The following is a 14,859-nucleotide window of genomic DNA, read 5'->3' on the forward strand; positions in this document are numbered from 1 at the left end:
CTAAGCGGGCGGCTTTTTCTTTCCTTAGAAGTGTTATCGGCGCCAGGTCAGCGTGGCCACGCGACCCTGTTCTCCCGACGCCCAGCACGTTCCCCGTACGCATTGCACCGCGTCGAAACTGCCGCCGTCGAACTCGGTCCAGGTCCGGCCGCCGTCGCGGCTGAGGTCGCTGCCGGTGGGCCCGACCGCCAGGGCCGTGCGGGCATCCAGCCAGGCCGCGCCCGAACGGTATTCGTCCGGCTCCTCGCGGGCGGGGATCCAGCTCCGGCCGCTGTCACGGGTGGTCGCGGCGGCGTCGGGCGCGGTGCCGGCACGGCGTAGTCGCCGCCCACCGCGATGCCGTGCCGCGGGTCGCGGAAGGCGAGGCTGTAGACGCCCGCGCTGGGCCCGCCGGGGATGCTGCTGTCGGTGACCTGCCAGGTGCGGCCGCCGTTCGTGGTGGCGAAGACGCGGGCCCGCTCGCCGCCGCCCGTCGCGAACCAGGCCCGCCCGGCGCTGCCGTGGTCCGCCGTCACGAGGCAGGTGCCACTCGCGGCGAACGCGAACTCGCCGGGCAGCGCGCCGGGCATGCCGGTGGTGGGCCGCACCGACCAGGACCGGCCGCCGTCGGACGTGGTGAGGATCCGGAACCGGCCGCCGACCGGGTCGGACAGGGCCAGGCCGTGGCGGCGGTCGAGGAACGTCACGCAGTCGTAGAACGCCGCCGGGTCGTCGTTGCGGAACGTCTCCGCCCAGGTACGCCCGCCGTCGCCGGTCACGTACAGCCGCGACTGCTCGCCCTCGCCGATGGTCAGCGCGACGGCGTGGTCGGCGTCGAACGCCTCGATGTCACGGAACTGCAGGTCCGCCGTACCCGGGGGATCCACGCGCTGCCAGGAGCGCGCGCCGTCGAAAGCTTTCGAATCATGTCCGGACCTACTCCCACCGGCCCGGACGCGCTCTTCGTCACAGCCGGAGGATGCCCTGTCCGTAACACGGGCGGCCGACGATGGGGGTATGCAGACCGCGACCCACCAGCTCCCCGTGACCGTGGCGATCACCCGCCGGGCCGATCCGTCCCGTAACGCGGAGATGCTGGCCTGGGTGCGCGCCGGCGCGGCGCTGGCCGAGGACTTCCCGGGCTTCCTCGGCGTCGGCTGGATCCGGCCGGGCCCGGGCTCGACCGACTGGCACATGCTGTACCGCTTCGCCGACGCCGAGGCGCTCCGGGCCTGGGAGGAGTCGTCGCAGCGGCAGTGGTGGCTGTCCTCGGCGCAGGGCATGGTCGAGCACACCCGGGTCGAGAGGCGTACGGGCATCGAGGGCTGGTTCGACCCGCCCCGCGAGCACTCCGTGGCCGAGCTGCCCCCCGCCGCCCCGCCGCGGTGGAAGCAGGCGGTGACGATCTGGGTGGGGTTCTTCCCGCTGAGCCTGCTGGCGGCGGTCACGCTCGGTCACCTGCTCGCCGGGCAACACGTGGTGGTGCGGACGCTGGCCACCACGTTCGCGCTGACGCCGCTGATGACGTACGTCGTCCTGCCGTGGGTCACCCGCTCCCTGCGGTGGTGGCTGCAGGGCCACCCGGCGCCCTGGCGGCGGTGAGCGGGGACTCCTCAGGTCGGCCGCGTGGCGCCCGATGGTCTCCGCGAGGAGGCATATCCATGCGGCTGCGCAACTGGATCGCCGTGGTCGTCAGCGTGTTGCTGCTGGTGGCCGTCGGCATCGTCGGCGTGCTCGTGAACCGGTCGGCGCTGCGGGCGGCCGACACGGTGCACCGGGCCGACTCGCGCGCGCTCGCGGTCAACAACGCCACCCTCGCCGGGCAGATGCAGCTGCTCTCCGCCAAGGCGCTCAGCGAGTTCGCGGGCAGCCACAGCTTCGGGCTCGGCCCCGGCCAGGCCGCCGACCGGCTGGCCCTCGAGGCGTACGTGCGCAAGTCGGCGGTGTTCCCCTACGGAGCGGCGCTCACCGCGCCGGACGGCACGGTCCTCAACGCGACCCGGTCGAACCCCCTGCCCGACCCGAGCGACCCCGGGTACGGGGTCATGCGGGCCCAGCTGCTGGCCGGCAAGCCCGGCTTCTCGTCGCTGATGAGCGTGTACGACGGCACCGGCCGGAAGGTCGCCGTCGAGGCGGTCGCCGTCCCCGTGCGGGTCGGCGGTGCCGTGGCCGCGGTCCTGGTCGGCTACTACACGCTGGCCGAGACGCCGCTGCAGGCGTACACCGCGAAGCTCAAGTCGGACCTGCACCGGACCATGGTCATCGACACCACCGGCGTCGCCCTGTTCTCCAGCGACACCGACACGATCGGCGCGAAGGCCGACCCGGCCATCGTCGCGGCCGTCAAGGCGCACCCGTCCGGCTCGACGTTCGTGGAGTACCGCGACGGCAAGACCGACATGATCGCGATCGTGGTCACCGGGGACGTGCTGCCGGGCGGCTGGGCGTACGTGCGCATCCAGACCATGGCCTCGTTCGACGGCGCCGTGCACAGCCGCAGCCAGACCATCAACGTGACGCTGCTCGCCATGCTGCTGATCGGCGCGGTCGGCATCTCGATCCTCGGGTACCGCACCCAGGTCCAGCGGCGGCGGGCGGACGAGAAGTTCCAGGCGCTGTTCCAGCACGCCCCGGACATGGTGGCGGTGCTCGACGCCGACGGGCGGGTGGCGTTCTCCAGCCCGAGCGCGGCCTCGGTGCTGCACTTCCCGGCCGGTTCGCTGCAGGGCAGCAGCGTCTTCGAGCTGGTGCACCCCGACGACCGGCAGCGCATGGTGGACGCGTTCGGCCGCCTGCTGGGCGAGCGCAACGGGGTGCTGCGGCTGCAGACCCGGATCCTCAACTCCGCCGGCTCGGCGACCTGGTTCGAGTTCACCGCCTCCAACCAGATGCACAATCCGGCCCTCACCGGCATCGTGATCAACGCCCGCGACGTCTCGGAGAACCGCGCGTTCCAGGAGCGGCTCGCGCATGAGGCCCAGCACGACGCGCTGACCGGGCTGCCGAACCGCCGCCGCATGCAGGACGCGCTGAGCTCCTCGCTGCGGCAGGAATCCGTCGCGGTGCTCTTCGTCGACCTGGACGGCTTCAAGCCGGTCAACGACGCCCATGGCCACGAGGCCGGCGACGAGCTGCTGCGTCAGGTAGCCGAGCGGCTCAGCGCCTGCGTCCGCAGCAACGACGTGCTGTCCCGGGTCGGCGGCGACGAGTTCGTCGTGCTCATGCCCGGCATCACCGAGCGCTCCGACGCCGACGCGATGAGCGAGCGGGTCCGGCTGTGCGTCGAGCGCCCGTTCTACGTCCTGGGCAACGAGGTGACCATCGGCGCGAGCGTCGGCGTGCACCTGGCCGGCGCGGCGGACGACCCCGACCAGGCGCTGCGCGCCGCCGACCACGCCATGTACGCGGTCAAGCACCGCGGTGGCGGCCGGGCCGCGACGATCCCCGAACAGCGCACCCTCATCCACGTGGGACGGCACCGCGCGGACGACTGACCGGCTACGTTGAGATCCATGGCCACGAAGCCGCCCGCGATCGAGGTGGAGGCGGGGGAGCACACCGTACGGGTCTCGAACCCGGACCGGGTGTACTTCCCCGAGCTCGGCCTGACCAAGCTCGACCTCGTCCACTACTACCTGAGCGTCGGCGACGGCATCGTCCGGGCGCTGCGGGAGCGGCCGTGCATGCTGCACCGCTTCCCCGACGGCCTGGCCGGCGAGAAGGTCCACCAGAAGCGGGTGCCGCACGGCGCCCCGCCCTGGCTGGAGACCGTCCGGGTCACGTTCCCCCGCTACAACCGGCACGCCGACGAGCTGTGCGTCACGAAGCTCGCCGACGTCGTCTGGGCCGTGCAGATGTCGACCGTGGAGTTCCACCCGTGGAATTCCCGGCGGGCCGACACCGAACGGCCCGACGAGTGGCGCATCGACCTCGACCCGATGCCCGAGTGCGACTTCGCCGCCGTGCGCCGCGTCGCGCACGTGGCCCACGAGGTCCTCGACGAGCTGGGCATCACCGGCTACCCGAAGACGTCCGGCGGCCGGGGCCTGCACGTGTACGTCCGCGTCGAGCCCGCGCACGGCTTCGGCGACGTCCGCCGGGCCGCCCTCGCCTTCGCGCGCGAGGTGGAGCGCCGGGCGCCCGAGGACGTCACGACGACGTGGTGGCGCAAGGACCGCGACCCGCGCAAGCTCTTCGTCGACTTCAACCAGAACGCCCGCGACCACACGATCGCCAGCGCGTACTCGGTGCGGGGCAACCAGCGGGGCACGGTGTCCACGCCGATCCGGTGGGCGGAGGTCGACGACGTGGAGCCGGACGACTTCACGCTGCAGACCGTGCCCGCGCGCTTCGCCGAGCTCGGTGATCTGCACGCGACGATCGACGACACCGCGTACGACTTGCGGCCGTTGCTCGAATGGGCAGATCGCGACGAGAAAGCCGGGCTGGAAGCGCCCGCGGAGGCCGACTGAATATTCTCAGGCGTCGATGGGGGTGGTCCTGACCCCCGTGGACCCCGGAGGCGTTCATGCACAGGTCGATCCGGTGGACGGTCGCGGCCACGGCCGCTGTGACCCTGACGATGCTCGGCACCGAGGCGCCCGCCACCGCAGCGCCGGCCGAGAAGGACGTTCTTGCCGTCGCCGGAGCGGAGGTGGTGCCGGACAGCTACGTCGTCGTTCTCAAGCCGGACAGGTCCGCGGTCGCCGGGCAGGCGCGGACGCTCGCCACGCGGCACGGCGCCACCGTGCGGCGGACGTACTCGCACGCGCTACGCGGGTTCGCCGCCACCATGGGCGCGCAGCAGGCCCGCCGGATGGCCGCCGACCCGGCCGTCGCGTACGTGCAGCCCGACGTCGTGCTGCGCGCGAGCGACACCCAGGCCAACCCGCCCTCCTGGGGCCTGGACCGCATCGACCAGCGCAACCGGCCGCTGAACTCCGCGTACACGTACTCGACGACCGCCTCGAACGTGCACGCGTACATCGTGGACACCGGCATCCGCACCACCCACCAGGACTTCGGCGGGCGGGCCACCAGCGGCTTCGACGCCGTCGACGGGGGCGCGGCGGACGACTGCAACGGCCACGGCACGCACGTCGCCGGCACGGTCGGCGGGACGTCGTACGGGGTCGCCAAGGGCGTGCAGCTCGTCGCCGTCCGCGTGCTCAACTGCGAGGGCAGCGGCACCACCGCGCAGGTCGTCGCGGGCATCGACTGGGTGACCGCCAACGCGGTGAAGCCCGCGGTGGCCAACATGAGCCTCGGCGGCGGCGCCGACACCGCGCTCGACGACGCGGTGAGCCGGTCCATCGCCTCCGGCGTCAGCTACTCGATCGCCGCGGGCAACGGGCTGCTCGGCATCATCGCGCTCGACGCCTGCACCCAGTCGCCGGCCCGGGTGCCGACCGCGATCACCGTGTCGGCGGTGGACAACACCGACCGCAAGCCCAGCTGGCCCAACCGCGGCACCTGCGTCGACGTGTTCGCGCCGGGCATCAACATCACCTCCGCCTGGGGCACGGGCGACACCGCCACCAACACCATCAGCGGTACGTCCATGGCGACGCCGCACGTGGCCGGCGCGGCCGCGCTCTACCTGGCCACGCACCCGTCGGCGAGCGCGGCGGAGGTGCAGGCGGCGATCGTGTCGAACGCGACCACGGGCGTCGTGACGAACCCCGGCACCGGCTCACCCAACCGGCTGCTCTACACCGGCGCCTTCTGAGCACCCGTCAAGGCGGCGGGCCGCGAATCCCCCGAAAGGGTTGTCCGCGCACTCGCCGCCCCGACGGTGACGTCGCAGGTCACGCCCGGTTTTCCGGGGCCGGGGAGGCGCCGCGCCGGGTGGTCGCCGTGGGGGCGCGGTGCCAGCATGTGTCAATGCGTTCCGGCCACCCTCACCGCCCCGGCGAACGACCGTCGTGGTTCGACCCGGACTCCCGCGTCCCCGGACCCCGGCGGCCCGAGCTGCCGGACCGGCCCCAGCAGCGCCGGGTCTCCGACTGGGCGGCCGCCACCTGCGCGGAGATCGCGGGCGACGTGGTCCGCGGCGGGCTCTGGCGCTTCACCGAGGTCGTCGCCGACGTGCTGTACCCGGGCATCGGGGTCGCCGTCGCCGCCGCCCAGCGGGCCACCAAGTGGGGTCCGCAGCTGCACGGCCTCAACGACGAGCGCGGCGCCGACGTCAAGATCGGCCTGGCCGGCTCGGAGAACCTCGGCCTGTGGGTGGTGTTCCGGACCCGGCTGGGCCAGTTCGACCCCGGCCCGCGCCCGGACTGGTGCACGGACCTGCCGGTCGGCCCGCTCGGCGGGGACGGCGTACGCCGCGACGCCGCGGTCGTCTCCGGCGTGGAGGACGTCAAGCCCGCGGACGTGGCGCCGCTGCTGCTCGTACCGCCCGCGGCCGGCGCGGGCACCCGGCTGCTCGCCCGCGTCGACGTGGCCCGGCGCAGCGGCGTGGTGGCCGTCGACCCGGGCGACGGGTACTGGCAGCGCCGCCTGCACTTCACCGTGCTGCACGCGTCCCGCCGCCGCGCCGGCCACCACGAGCTCTACCGGGTCGTCTGCCCGGTGTGCGGCCGCCGCCGCCTCGCCCAGTTCCGCGGCTTCGACGTGTGCTCCGACTGCGGCTGGCTCACCACGCAGTCGTGACGGGAGGGCTCAGACGCCCAGGCCGGAGGCGACCGCCTCGGCGTAGGTGAACTGCAACGGGCGGGCGTCGATGCCGAGCACCTGCAGCATCTCGGCGTGCTGCTCCTCGGTGAACAGGTACTCGCCGGTCAGCACGGTGGTGAGGGCCCGCTCGTCCACCTCGCCGACCGCCAGCGGCGTGAACGCGGCCGGGTCGGCGCCGTACGGCCCCGCGGGCAGCGCGGCATCCTCGGGATACTCGCGGCCGAGGAAGTCGACCTGGATCTCGTTCTCGTCGTCGTCCCAGGCCTCGGTGACGTACTCCTGATCCGACAGGTAGTCGTGGTAGTTGCGGCCGTCGCGGTACAGCCCGATCGCCATGACGTCGGAGTCGAACACGTTGAAGGACGCCGCGACCGCACCCGGCGGCCGGCTCAGCAGCCGCGCCAGGTCGCCGGTCTCGGCGTACCCGTCCTGCTGGAACGGCACCACGGCCCACCGCGCCGGGCCGGCCGGGATGACCACCGCCTGCTGGCCCGAGGCGGCCACCGCCGCGCGCACGTCCGTCAGCTCGCCCGTGGCGAGAACCGTCTGATAGCTGCTACCCACGGCACGGCATCGTACGGACCCCGCGGCGCCGGCTCACTGCAGGGCGCGGACGATCACCGTGACGTCCTCGCCGCCCAGGCCGCCGTCCACGGCCCGCTGCCACTGGCCGAGGATCGCGGTGGCCGCCGACAGCCGGTCGACGGGAGCCCCGGCCAGCGCCAGCCGTACGTCCTTGAGGCCGAGCGTGAGCGCGTACTCGGGGCTGTAGTCGTCCTCGCGGATCCGGGCGAGCTTCTGCGCCTGCCAGCCCGAGATCAGCGGGCTGCCGTCCATCGCGTCCAGCACCGTGTCCCGGTCGAGCCCGAGGTCCCCGGCGACGGCCAGCGCCTCGGCGAGCCCCTGGGCCGCGTACGCCAGCAGCAGGTTGTTCACCAGCTTGACCCGCGACGCCTGCCCGGTGGCACCGACCCACACCGTGCGCTGCCCGACGGCGTCGAACACCGGCGCGACCCGCTCCCGCACGTCGTCGGGGCCCGCGGCGAAGACGGTGAGCCTGCCCTGCTCGGCCGGGCCCCGGCTCCCGGCCACCGGGGCGTCGACCAGCGTCACGTCCGGCCGCTCCTTCGCCACCAGGGCGGCCACCTTCTCGATGCCCTCGACGCCGATCGTCGCCATCTGCGCCCACACCGCGTCGCGGGGCAGCGCCGCCAGCATGCCCCGGTCACCGGCGATCTCCAGCACGGCGTCGGCGTCGGTCACCATCGTGACGACCACGTCGGCGTCGCGTACCGCGTCGGCGGGATCGTCCGCGACCCGCGCGCCGGCCTCGGCGAGCGGCTCGGCGCCCGCACGCCGCCGGTTCCACACGGTGGTCCGCAGGCCGGCCGCGGCGATCCGGCGGGCCATCGCGCCACCCATGACACCCGTTCCCAGGACGGCCACCGCCGTCGTACGCGTCCTCATGGCCTCAGGCTGCCCGCGGGAGCGCGAGGCAATCACGGGCTTGCGTACGGTAGCGAGAATGTGACGATGAACGCACCCTTCGCCGGTGTCCTCCTGCTGCCGGACACCTCCGTCTTCGGCTCGACCTCGGCCGTGACCACCGGTGACGGCCTGCCGGTCGCCACCATCCGCCGGCGCAAGCTCTCCGCGCGCAGCCGCTTCGAGATTCTGGACGCGACGGGGACGACGCTGCTCGCCACCGGCGCCCAGGCCGGCTTCTGGGGCAACAAGTACGAGGTGATGGGCCCGGAGTCGCAGTTCCTGCTGTCGCTGAAGTTCAGCGGCTGGACCGGGCCGACCGGGCGCGGCGTGGTGTCGCTCCCCGACGGGCGCACGCTGGCCACCAAGGGGAACTGGAGCGCCCGGGAATTCACGCTGGCCGACGGGGCCGGGACCCCGGTCGCCCAGCTGCACACCACGAGCCGGCTGTTCTCGCTGCGCCCGGGCAGCCTGGCGTTCGAACTGAAGGCGCCGGTGCTGTCCGTGGTGCAGGCGGTCGGTCTGGCGCAGTGCATCCGCGCGGCGGTCGAGTCCGCCACAGCCGCGGCGGCCGCCTGACCGACCGGCCCACCGCGGCTGGGGTGGTCCGCTGACCGGATGCCCGACCGTCCGGCTCGGACGTTCGGCCCAACCCCATGATCAACGCCCCTGATCAACCCCCGAGCTGTCGGTTTATCGCTTCTCGGCGCGGACCGGACGGGTCTACTCTCCGGCACTGTCGAACGTGATCGGGGGATACGTCTCGGGGGGATGGGTCATGGCGTGGCTGGTGTGTGGCCGGTGGACGAAGTGGATCGTCCTCGGGCTGTGGGTGGTGGTGCTCGCGGTCGCGGGACCGCTGGCCGGGAAGCTGTCCGGCGTCGAGAAGAACGACAACTCGGCCTGGCTGCCCGGCAGCGCGGAGGCGACCAAGGTCGCCGACCTGCAGAGCCGGTTCGGTCCGGACGACATCGCGCCCGCCGTCATCGTGTACGAGCGCGGCGGCGGCATCACGGCGGCGGACCGGGCCAGGGCCACGGCCGACGTCGCCCGCCTGCAGCAGGTCCCGGGCGTCACCGGCCAGGTCGCCGGTCCCGTGCCGGCCAAGGACGGGCAGGCGCTGCAGACCCTCGTCCCGATCAAGGTCGATGAGGACGGCTGGGAGAAGATCGTCGACGTCGTGGACGACGTCAAGGCGGTGACCGGGACGCCGTCGGACGGGCTCGCGATCCACCTCGCCGGGCCGGCGGCGACCGCCGCGGACTCCGCCGGGGCGTTCGAGGGCATCGACGGCACCCTGCTCTACACGACGCTCGCCGTCGTGGCGATCATTCTGCTGGTCACGTACCGGAGTCCGGTGCTGTGGCTGTTGCCCATCATCTCCGCCGGCGTCGCGCTGACCACCGCGCAGGCGGTCATCTACCTGCTCGCCGAGCACGCCGGGCTGGTGGTCAACGCGCAGAGCGCGGGCATCCTGACCGTGCTGGTCTTCGGCGCCGGCACCGACTACGCCCTGCTGCTGGTCGCCCGCTACCGCGAGGAACTGCGCCGGCACGAGGACCGGCACGAGGCGATGGCGCTGGCGCTGCACCGGGCCGGCCCGGCGATCATCGCCAGCGCGGCCACCGTCGCCGTCGGCATGTCCTGCCTGACCCTGGCGGAGCTCAACTCGACCAGCGGCCTCGGCCCGGTCGCCGCCCTGGGCATCGTGGTCGGCCTGCTCGCGATGGTCAGCCTCCTGCCGGCGCTGCTCGTCATCTGCGGGCGCTGGCTGTTCTGGCCCGTACGCCCCAAGCCCGGCACGGCCGAGCCCACGGCGACCGGCATCTGGGCGCGGCTCGGCGGCCGCATCTCCCGCCGGCCCCGCATCGTGTGGGTGGTGACCGCGGTGGTGCTCGGCGCGATGTCGCTGGGCCTGCTGCAGCTCGAGGCGAACGGCCTGGCCCAGGCCGACCAGTTCACCAGCGAGCCGGCGTCGGTCGCCGGCGAGCAGGCGCTGGCCCGGCACTTCCCGGCCGGCCAGGGCCAGCCGGTGGTGGTGATCGGCCAGAATTCCGCGTCGGCGCAGATCCGGTCCGCGGTGGCCGCGACGCCGGGCATCAGCTCGGTCGCCGACCCGGTCGTCAACGGCGACCTGGTGAGGTACGAGGCCGTGCTCGAATCGGCGCCGGACATCGACGCCGCCATGGCCACCATCGAGCGGGTGCGTGACGCGGTCCATCCGTACGGGGGCGCGCAGGTCGGCGGCATGACGGCCATGACGCTCGACATCAACGCCGCCAACGACCACGACAACCGGCTGATCATCCCGCTGGTGCTGCTCGTCGTCCTGGTGATCCTGGGCCTGCTGCTGCGGGCGGTGGTGGCGCCGCTGGTGCTGATCGCCACGGTGGTGCTGTCCTTCGCGGCCTCGCTCGGCGTGAGCGCCCTGGTGTTCCGGCACGTGTTCGGCTTCGCCGGCGAGGACACGTCGTTCCCGCTCTACGTGTTCGTGTTCCTGGTGGCGCTGGGCATCGACTACAACATCTTCCTGATGACCCGGGTCCGCGAGGAGACCCAGCAGCACGGCACCCGGCGCGGCGCCCTCGTCGGCCTCGCGGCCACCGGCGGCGTCATCACCTCGGCGGGCCTCGTGCTCGCGGGCACGTTCGCCGCGCTGGCCAGCCTGCCGCTGACCGCGTTCGCCGAGATCGGCTTCGCGGTGGCGTTCGGCGTGCTGCTGGACACGCTGGTCGTGCGCTCGGTGCTGGTGACCGCGCTGACGCTGGACCTGGGCCGGTGGATGTGGTGGCCCAGCCGGCTCACCCGGATCCCCGACGCGCCGCAGGCCGAGCCGATCACCCCCGGCGCGCCCGGCCGGGACCTCGATCCCGTGTCCTGAGCTGGCTATTCTCCGCACCATGAGATTCAGGGGCGAGTTGCGGGCCACCGGCGGCACGGCCACCGGTTTCCAGGTCGATGACGAGGTCGTCGCCGCGCTCGACGGCGGCGGCCGGCCCAAGGTCGTGGTGACCGTCAACGGCTGCCGGTGGCGGGGCTCCATCGCCCGGATGGGTGGCGCGTACTGGCTCGGCGTCAGCGCGGAGCGCCGGGCCGCCGCCGGGATCGCCGCCGGCGAGGTGCACGACGTGGACGTCGAGCTCGACACCGCCGTCCGCGAGGTCGACGTCCCGGCCGACCTCGCGGTGGCGCTGGCGGCCGCGCCCGAGGCGAAGCGCTTCTTCGAGGGAATGTCCTACACCAACAAGAGCTGGCACGTGCTGCAGGTGACCGGCGCCAAGACGGACGAGACGCGGGCCCGGCGCATCGCCAAGTCCGTCGCGATGCTCAGCGAGGGCAAGGCCCGGTAGCCGCGGTCAGCCGATGCGGTTCAGCGTCGTGCCGACGAGCTTCTTCCAGTCCGAGGAGAACTGCGGGTTGGCGCTCGCGTCCGACTTGCCGAGGCGGTAGATCGCGTACTGGTCGACGAGCACGACGTTGCCGCGCGACAGCGCCACCACCGCCACGTCGGCCGTCGCCGGGTGCGCCTTGTCGTACTGCTTGTTGCGGATGGTGACGAAGCCCGTCCAGCCGCCCTCCTCCAGCGGGGAGGTCGTGGCGGTCTCCGTGAACGCCGGTTCCTCCCGGTCTCCCGTCTTGGCCGGCCGCTGCACGCTGGGCGGGCAGGCGTCGGCGACCGTACGCAGCGTGGCGAGCGCGGTGGCGGAGGAGACGGCGTCCTCGTAGACGAGCCCGATCTGCGTCAGGCTCTGCACGCCCTCGGTGCCCTCGTCGGAGAGCGGCGCCGCGACGACGGACGGCTTGCCGGGCACGGCCGCGGGCGTGCTGTCCGCGCCGCAGATGCTGACCAGCTGCCCGGGGGCCGCGGACTCGGTGGGCTGCTTCCACGTCGGCCCGATGTCGGCCGGCTTGAGCAGCGCGTTGCGCACCGTGTCGACGCCGATCGTGGTCGGGTCCGGCTTCGGCGGGTCGTCCGAGGAACACCCGGCGAACCCGGCGGCGGCGGCGACCGCGACGACACCTCGGAGCAGGCGACCAACGACAAGCATCCGGCCATGATGGCAGACGCGCCCCGGTGACCGACCGTCACCACCAGCCGGTCACCGCCCCGGTACGCAAGGTGGCCGCCGAGGTCGGTAACCCGACATGGGGGCGCACCGGTGTATCACCGGGACGCCGGGGTGGATCTTTGCCACCGGACGCGGCCGAGGGGGATGTGTCCGGCCGCCCGCCGGCGTACTGCCGGCGGGCGGCGTCTGACAGAGCGCAAGGCACTGCTCGCCTCGCTGGGCGACACCCGCTCCGGACGTCTGAGCGCACGCGGCGGGGGCCGGGGCGGCACGGCCCCCGGCCTGCCGCTATCCGGCCGCCACCCGGTTGCGGCCGGCGCGCTTCGCCTCGTAGAGCCGCTGGTCGGCGCGGGCCATCGCGTCGTCCAGGTCGCCGCCCGGCGCGACCGCGGCCACGCCGAAACTGATGGTCACGGTCAGGCCCGGCTCCAGCTTGTCCCACGGGTACGCGGCCACCTGCGCCCGCAGCAGCTCGCACCGGGTCCGAGCGTCGGCGAGGTCCGCGCCGTCGAGGCCGAGCAGGAACTCCTCGCCGCCGAGCCGCGCGACCAGGTCCAGCTCGCGGACGTTGTCGCGCAGCACCGAGGCGAGCCGGCGCAGCACCTCGTCGCCGACGAAGTGGCCGAAGCGGTCGTTGACACCCTTGAAGAGGTCGACGTCGGCGATCGCCACGCACAGCGGACCACCGGTCATCTCCGGCAGCCGCAGCTCCGCACCGCGCCGGTTGGGCAGCCCGGTGAGCGAGTCCTCGGTGGCCTGCCGCTGCCAGGACACGCTCGCCTCCTCCAGCTCGGCGCTGCGCACCCGGGCCAGCTCGGCCTCGAGCCGTGCGTTGTCCAGCTCGAACTGGTGCACCGCGACCCGGGCCCGGGCGGCGGCCACGTCGTTGTGCGCGGCCCGCTCCAGCCCGTGGTACGCCCGATAGTGCCGCAGCGCCGCCGCGAAGTCGCCGACCAGCTCGTACGCCTCCGACAGCTCCCGGTGGATCTCCATGGCCATCGGCTTCTCGCCGGCGTCCATCGCCCGGTCGAGGGCCGCGAGCAGGCCCTCGATCGCCGCCGCGCACTCGCCGCGCATGAGGCGTACGCGCGCCTGGTGCTGCAGGGCGCCCGACTCCAGCGACCGGTAGCCGTGGATCGCGGCGATCGCCCGGGAGTCGTCGATCATGCACTCGGCGGCCTCGAAGTCGCCGTCGAGCGCGCGCAGCATCCCGTAGTTGTCGAGGCAGATCGCTTCCCGGAAGGGGTTGCCGGCCGCGCGCGCCAGCCGCAGCGCCTCGTCCACGTACCCGAGGGCGTCGTGCAGCATGGCCTCTGCCCGCGCGGTGGCACCCGCGGCCCGCAGCTTGCCCACCTGGTGCACCGCGTTGTCGCCGACGTTGTTGAGGATGCAGAAGCGGGCCTCGGCGTCCATGCCCTCGACCATGGTCAGGGCCCGCATCAGGTACTCGGTGCTGAGCTCGTGGTTGCCCATGCTGCCGTGCACCACGCCGGTGCGGTTGTGCACCCAGTACAGCAGGCTCCGATCGCCGAGCCGCTGGGCTATCTGCCGCCCGCGGGCCAGCTCCTCGAGGGCCTCCTCGTGCATGCCCAGCTCGTTCAGCGGCATCGCGAGGGAGGTCAGCACCTCGCAGATCGCCGCATCGTCGCCACGGCTCTCCAGCACGGCGACGGCCTCCCGGCAGGCGGCCACCGCGGCTTCCTGCTCGCCGAGGCGCAGCAGCTGATTGGCCATCGACCGCAGCGCCCGGGCCTGCCCGTCGGCGTCGCCGGATGCCCCGGCCAGCTCGGCGGCCTGCCGGGCCAGGTCGGAGCCGGCCCGGTAGTCCCCGGCCAGCCGGCGCGCCTCGGCCTGGTCCAGCAGCGCCGCCACCTGTACGGCGGCCGCGCTGCGCGGGACCTCGACGAGGGCGCTGCCGGTCATGTGCCGAAAATCGCCGGAAACGGGCCCCGGTTGAGTGAAACCGTCCGGCCAGTTCCCCGGACGGCACGTTTCCGGGATTACCGGGCATCACCGGGCTCCTACTGTCAGTGCCACGCCCGGTGCGGGCGTTGAAGCAGCCCAGGAGGCCGGCATGACCGCCCGTCCCATCGTCCCGACCGTTCTCGTGCTCGCCGCGGCGATGACCGCTCTGACCGGATGTGGCGGCTCGGCAGAGCCCGCAGCCACACCCGGCGCATCCGGTGCCCCCGGTGCCGTCGCCGGGCTCGGCGGAACCGGGGCGGACAAGGCGGACGAGGCGGCCGCCGCCGGGGTCACCACCGAGGACGTCGTCAAGCCGAAGGCTCCGAAGGCGCCCGCGACGGCCGAGCCCCGGCCGGAGGGCCCGCGCATCGTCTCGTTCACCGTCGTGCAGAAGCCGAAGTGCGCGCAGGCCCTCCCGCTGATCATCAGTTGGAAGATCACCGGCGCGGACTCCGGGGCCCTGTCCGTCGACGACCCGACCGGCACCCCGGGCACGTACGGGCCGGTGAGCCGGCACGGCAGCCAGGAATTCCCGTTCTCCTGCGGCGGCGGGGCGGGCACCATCGAGACCCACACGTACGCGCTCTACACCGTCGGCGGCGGCCCGCAGAAGCACAAGACCCTCACCGTCTCGGCGAAGGTGCTCGGGCACGGCACCCCCGTCAGCGCCGAGCCGAGCTGA

14 protein-coding genes are annotated in these 14,859 nt (G+C 73.4%); 9 read left to right on the forward strand and 5 right to left on the reverse strand.

The features are described from left to right. Nucleotides 1-47: 47 nt before the first annotated feature. The gene (locus COUCH_RS09645; RefSeq protein ID WP_249611716.1) at nt 48-866 is read right to left on the reverse strand and encodes a WD40/YVTN/BNR-like repeat-containing protein; all 819 of its coding nucleotides are present in this window, start codon (nt 864-866) and stop codon (nt 48-50) included. 130 nt (nt 867-996) lie between these two features. On the opposite strand from COUCH_RS09645, the gene COUCH_RS09650 reads away from it, so the two are divergent. The 5 genes from COUCH_RS09650 (at nt 997) to COUCH_RS09670 (ending at nt 6,633) form a co-directional block, all read left to right on the forward strand. After that, nucleotides 997-1,581, forward strand: a complete 585-nt coding sequence (locus tag COUCH_RS09650) for an antibiotic biosynthesis monooxygenase (RefSeq protein ID WP_249611717.1) — start codon at nt 997-999, stop codon at nt 1,579-1,581. 59 nt (nt 1,582-1,640) lie between these two features. Next, complete coding sequence (locus tag COUCH_RS09655; RefSeq protein ID WP_249611718.1) at nt 1,641-3,473, forward strand: sensor domain-containing diguanylate cyclase; 1,833 nt, start codon at nt 1,641-1,643, stop codon at nt 3,471-3,473. A gap of 18 nt (nt 3,474-3,491) precedes the next feature. Next, a complete protein-coding gene (gene ligD / locus COUCH_RS09660; RefSeq protein ID WP_249611719.1) occupies nt 3,492-4,451 on the forward strand; it encodes a non-homologous end-joining DNA ligase in 960 nt (319 codons plus the stop codon). A gap of 56 nt (nt 4,452-4,507) precedes the next feature. Then, nucleotides 4,508-5,707, forward strand: a complete 1,200-nt coding sequence (locus COUCH_RS09665) for a S8 family peptidase (RefSeq protein WP_249611720.1) — start codon at nt 4,508-4,510, stop codon at nt 5,705-5,707. Between the two features lie 155 nt (nt 5,708-5,862). Further along, nucleotides 5,863-6,633, forward strand: a complete 771-nt coding sequence (locus tag COUCH_RS09670) for a hypothetical protein (protein ID WP_249611721.1) — start codon at nt 5,863-5,865, stop codon at nt 6,631-6,633. A 9-nt stretch (nt 6,634-6,642) separates the two neighbouring features. On the opposite strand, the gene COUCH_RS09675 is transcribed toward COUCH_RS09670, so the two are convergent. Both COUCH_RS09675 and COUCH_RS09680 read right to left on the reverse strand, forming a co-directional pair. Further along, nucleotides 6,643-7,221, reverse strand: coding sequence for a hypothetical protein (locus COUCH_RS09675; protein ID WP_249611722.1), 579 nt, complete (start codon nt 7,219-7,221; stop codon nt 6,643-6,645). Nucleotides 7,222-7,254: 33 nt separating this feature from the next. Further along, a complete protein-coding gene (locus tag COUCH_RS09680) occupies nt 7,255-8,160 on the reverse strand; it encodes an NAD(P)-dependent oxidoreductase (RefSeq protein WP_275980088.1) in 906 nt (301 codons plus the stop codon). A gap of 30 nt (nt 8,161-8,190) precedes the next feature. Here COUCH_RS09680 and COUCH_RS09685 point away from each other — a divergent pair, with 30 nt between their 5' ends. From COUCH_RS09685 to COUCH_RS09695, 3 genes are all read left to right on the forward strand, one after another. Further along, nucleotides 8,191-8,721, forward strand: a complete 531-nt coding sequence (locus tag COUCH_RS09685; RefSeq protein ID WP_249611724.1) for a hypothetical protein — start codon at nt 8,191-8,193, stop codon at nt 8,719-8,721. Between the two features lie 199 nt (nt 8,722-8,920). After that, nucleotides 8,921-11,023, forward strand: coding sequence for an MMPL family transporter (locus COUCH_RS09690; protein ID WP_249611725.1), 2,103 nt, complete (start codon nt 8,921-8,923; stop codon nt 11,021-11,023). A gap of 19 nt (nt 11,024-11,042) precedes the next feature. After that, nucleotides 11,043-11,492, forward strand: coding sequence for a YdeI/OmpD-associated family protein (locus tag COUCH_RS09695; RefSeq protein WP_249611726.1), 450 nt, complete (start codon nt 11,043-11,045; stop codon nt 11,490-11,492). Between the two features lie 6 nt (nt 11,493-11,498). Here COUCH_RS09695 and COUCH_RS09700 read toward each other — a convergent pair whose 3' ends face one another. After that, nucleotides 11,499-12,191 (reverse strand): hypothetical protein, encoded by a 693-nt coding sequence (locus tag COUCH_RS09700; RefSeq protein ID WP_249611727.1) that lies wholly within the window; start codon nt 12,189-12,191, stop codon nt 11,499-11,501. A gap of 309 nt (nt 12,192-12,500) precedes the next feature. Further along, a complete protein-coding gene (locus COUCH_RS09705; protein ID WP_249611728.1) occupies nt 12,501-14,135 on the reverse strand; it encodes a GGDEF domain-containing protein in 1,635 nt (544 codons plus the stop codon). Between the two features lie 151 nt (nt 14,136-14,286). On the opposite strand from COUCH_RS09705, the gene COUCH_RS09710 reads away from it, so the two are divergent. Next, nucleotides 14,287-14,859 (forward strand): hypothetical protein, encoded by a 573-nt coding sequence (locus COUCH_RS09710; RefSeq protein ID WP_249611729.1) that lies wholly within the window; start codon nt 14,287-14,289, stop codon nt 14,857-14,859.

The organism is Couchioplanes caeruleus (assembly GCF_023499255.1).
GTDB lineage: Bacteria > Actinomycetota > Actinomycetes > Mycobacteriales > Micromonosporaceae > Actinoplanes > Actinoplanes caeruleus_A.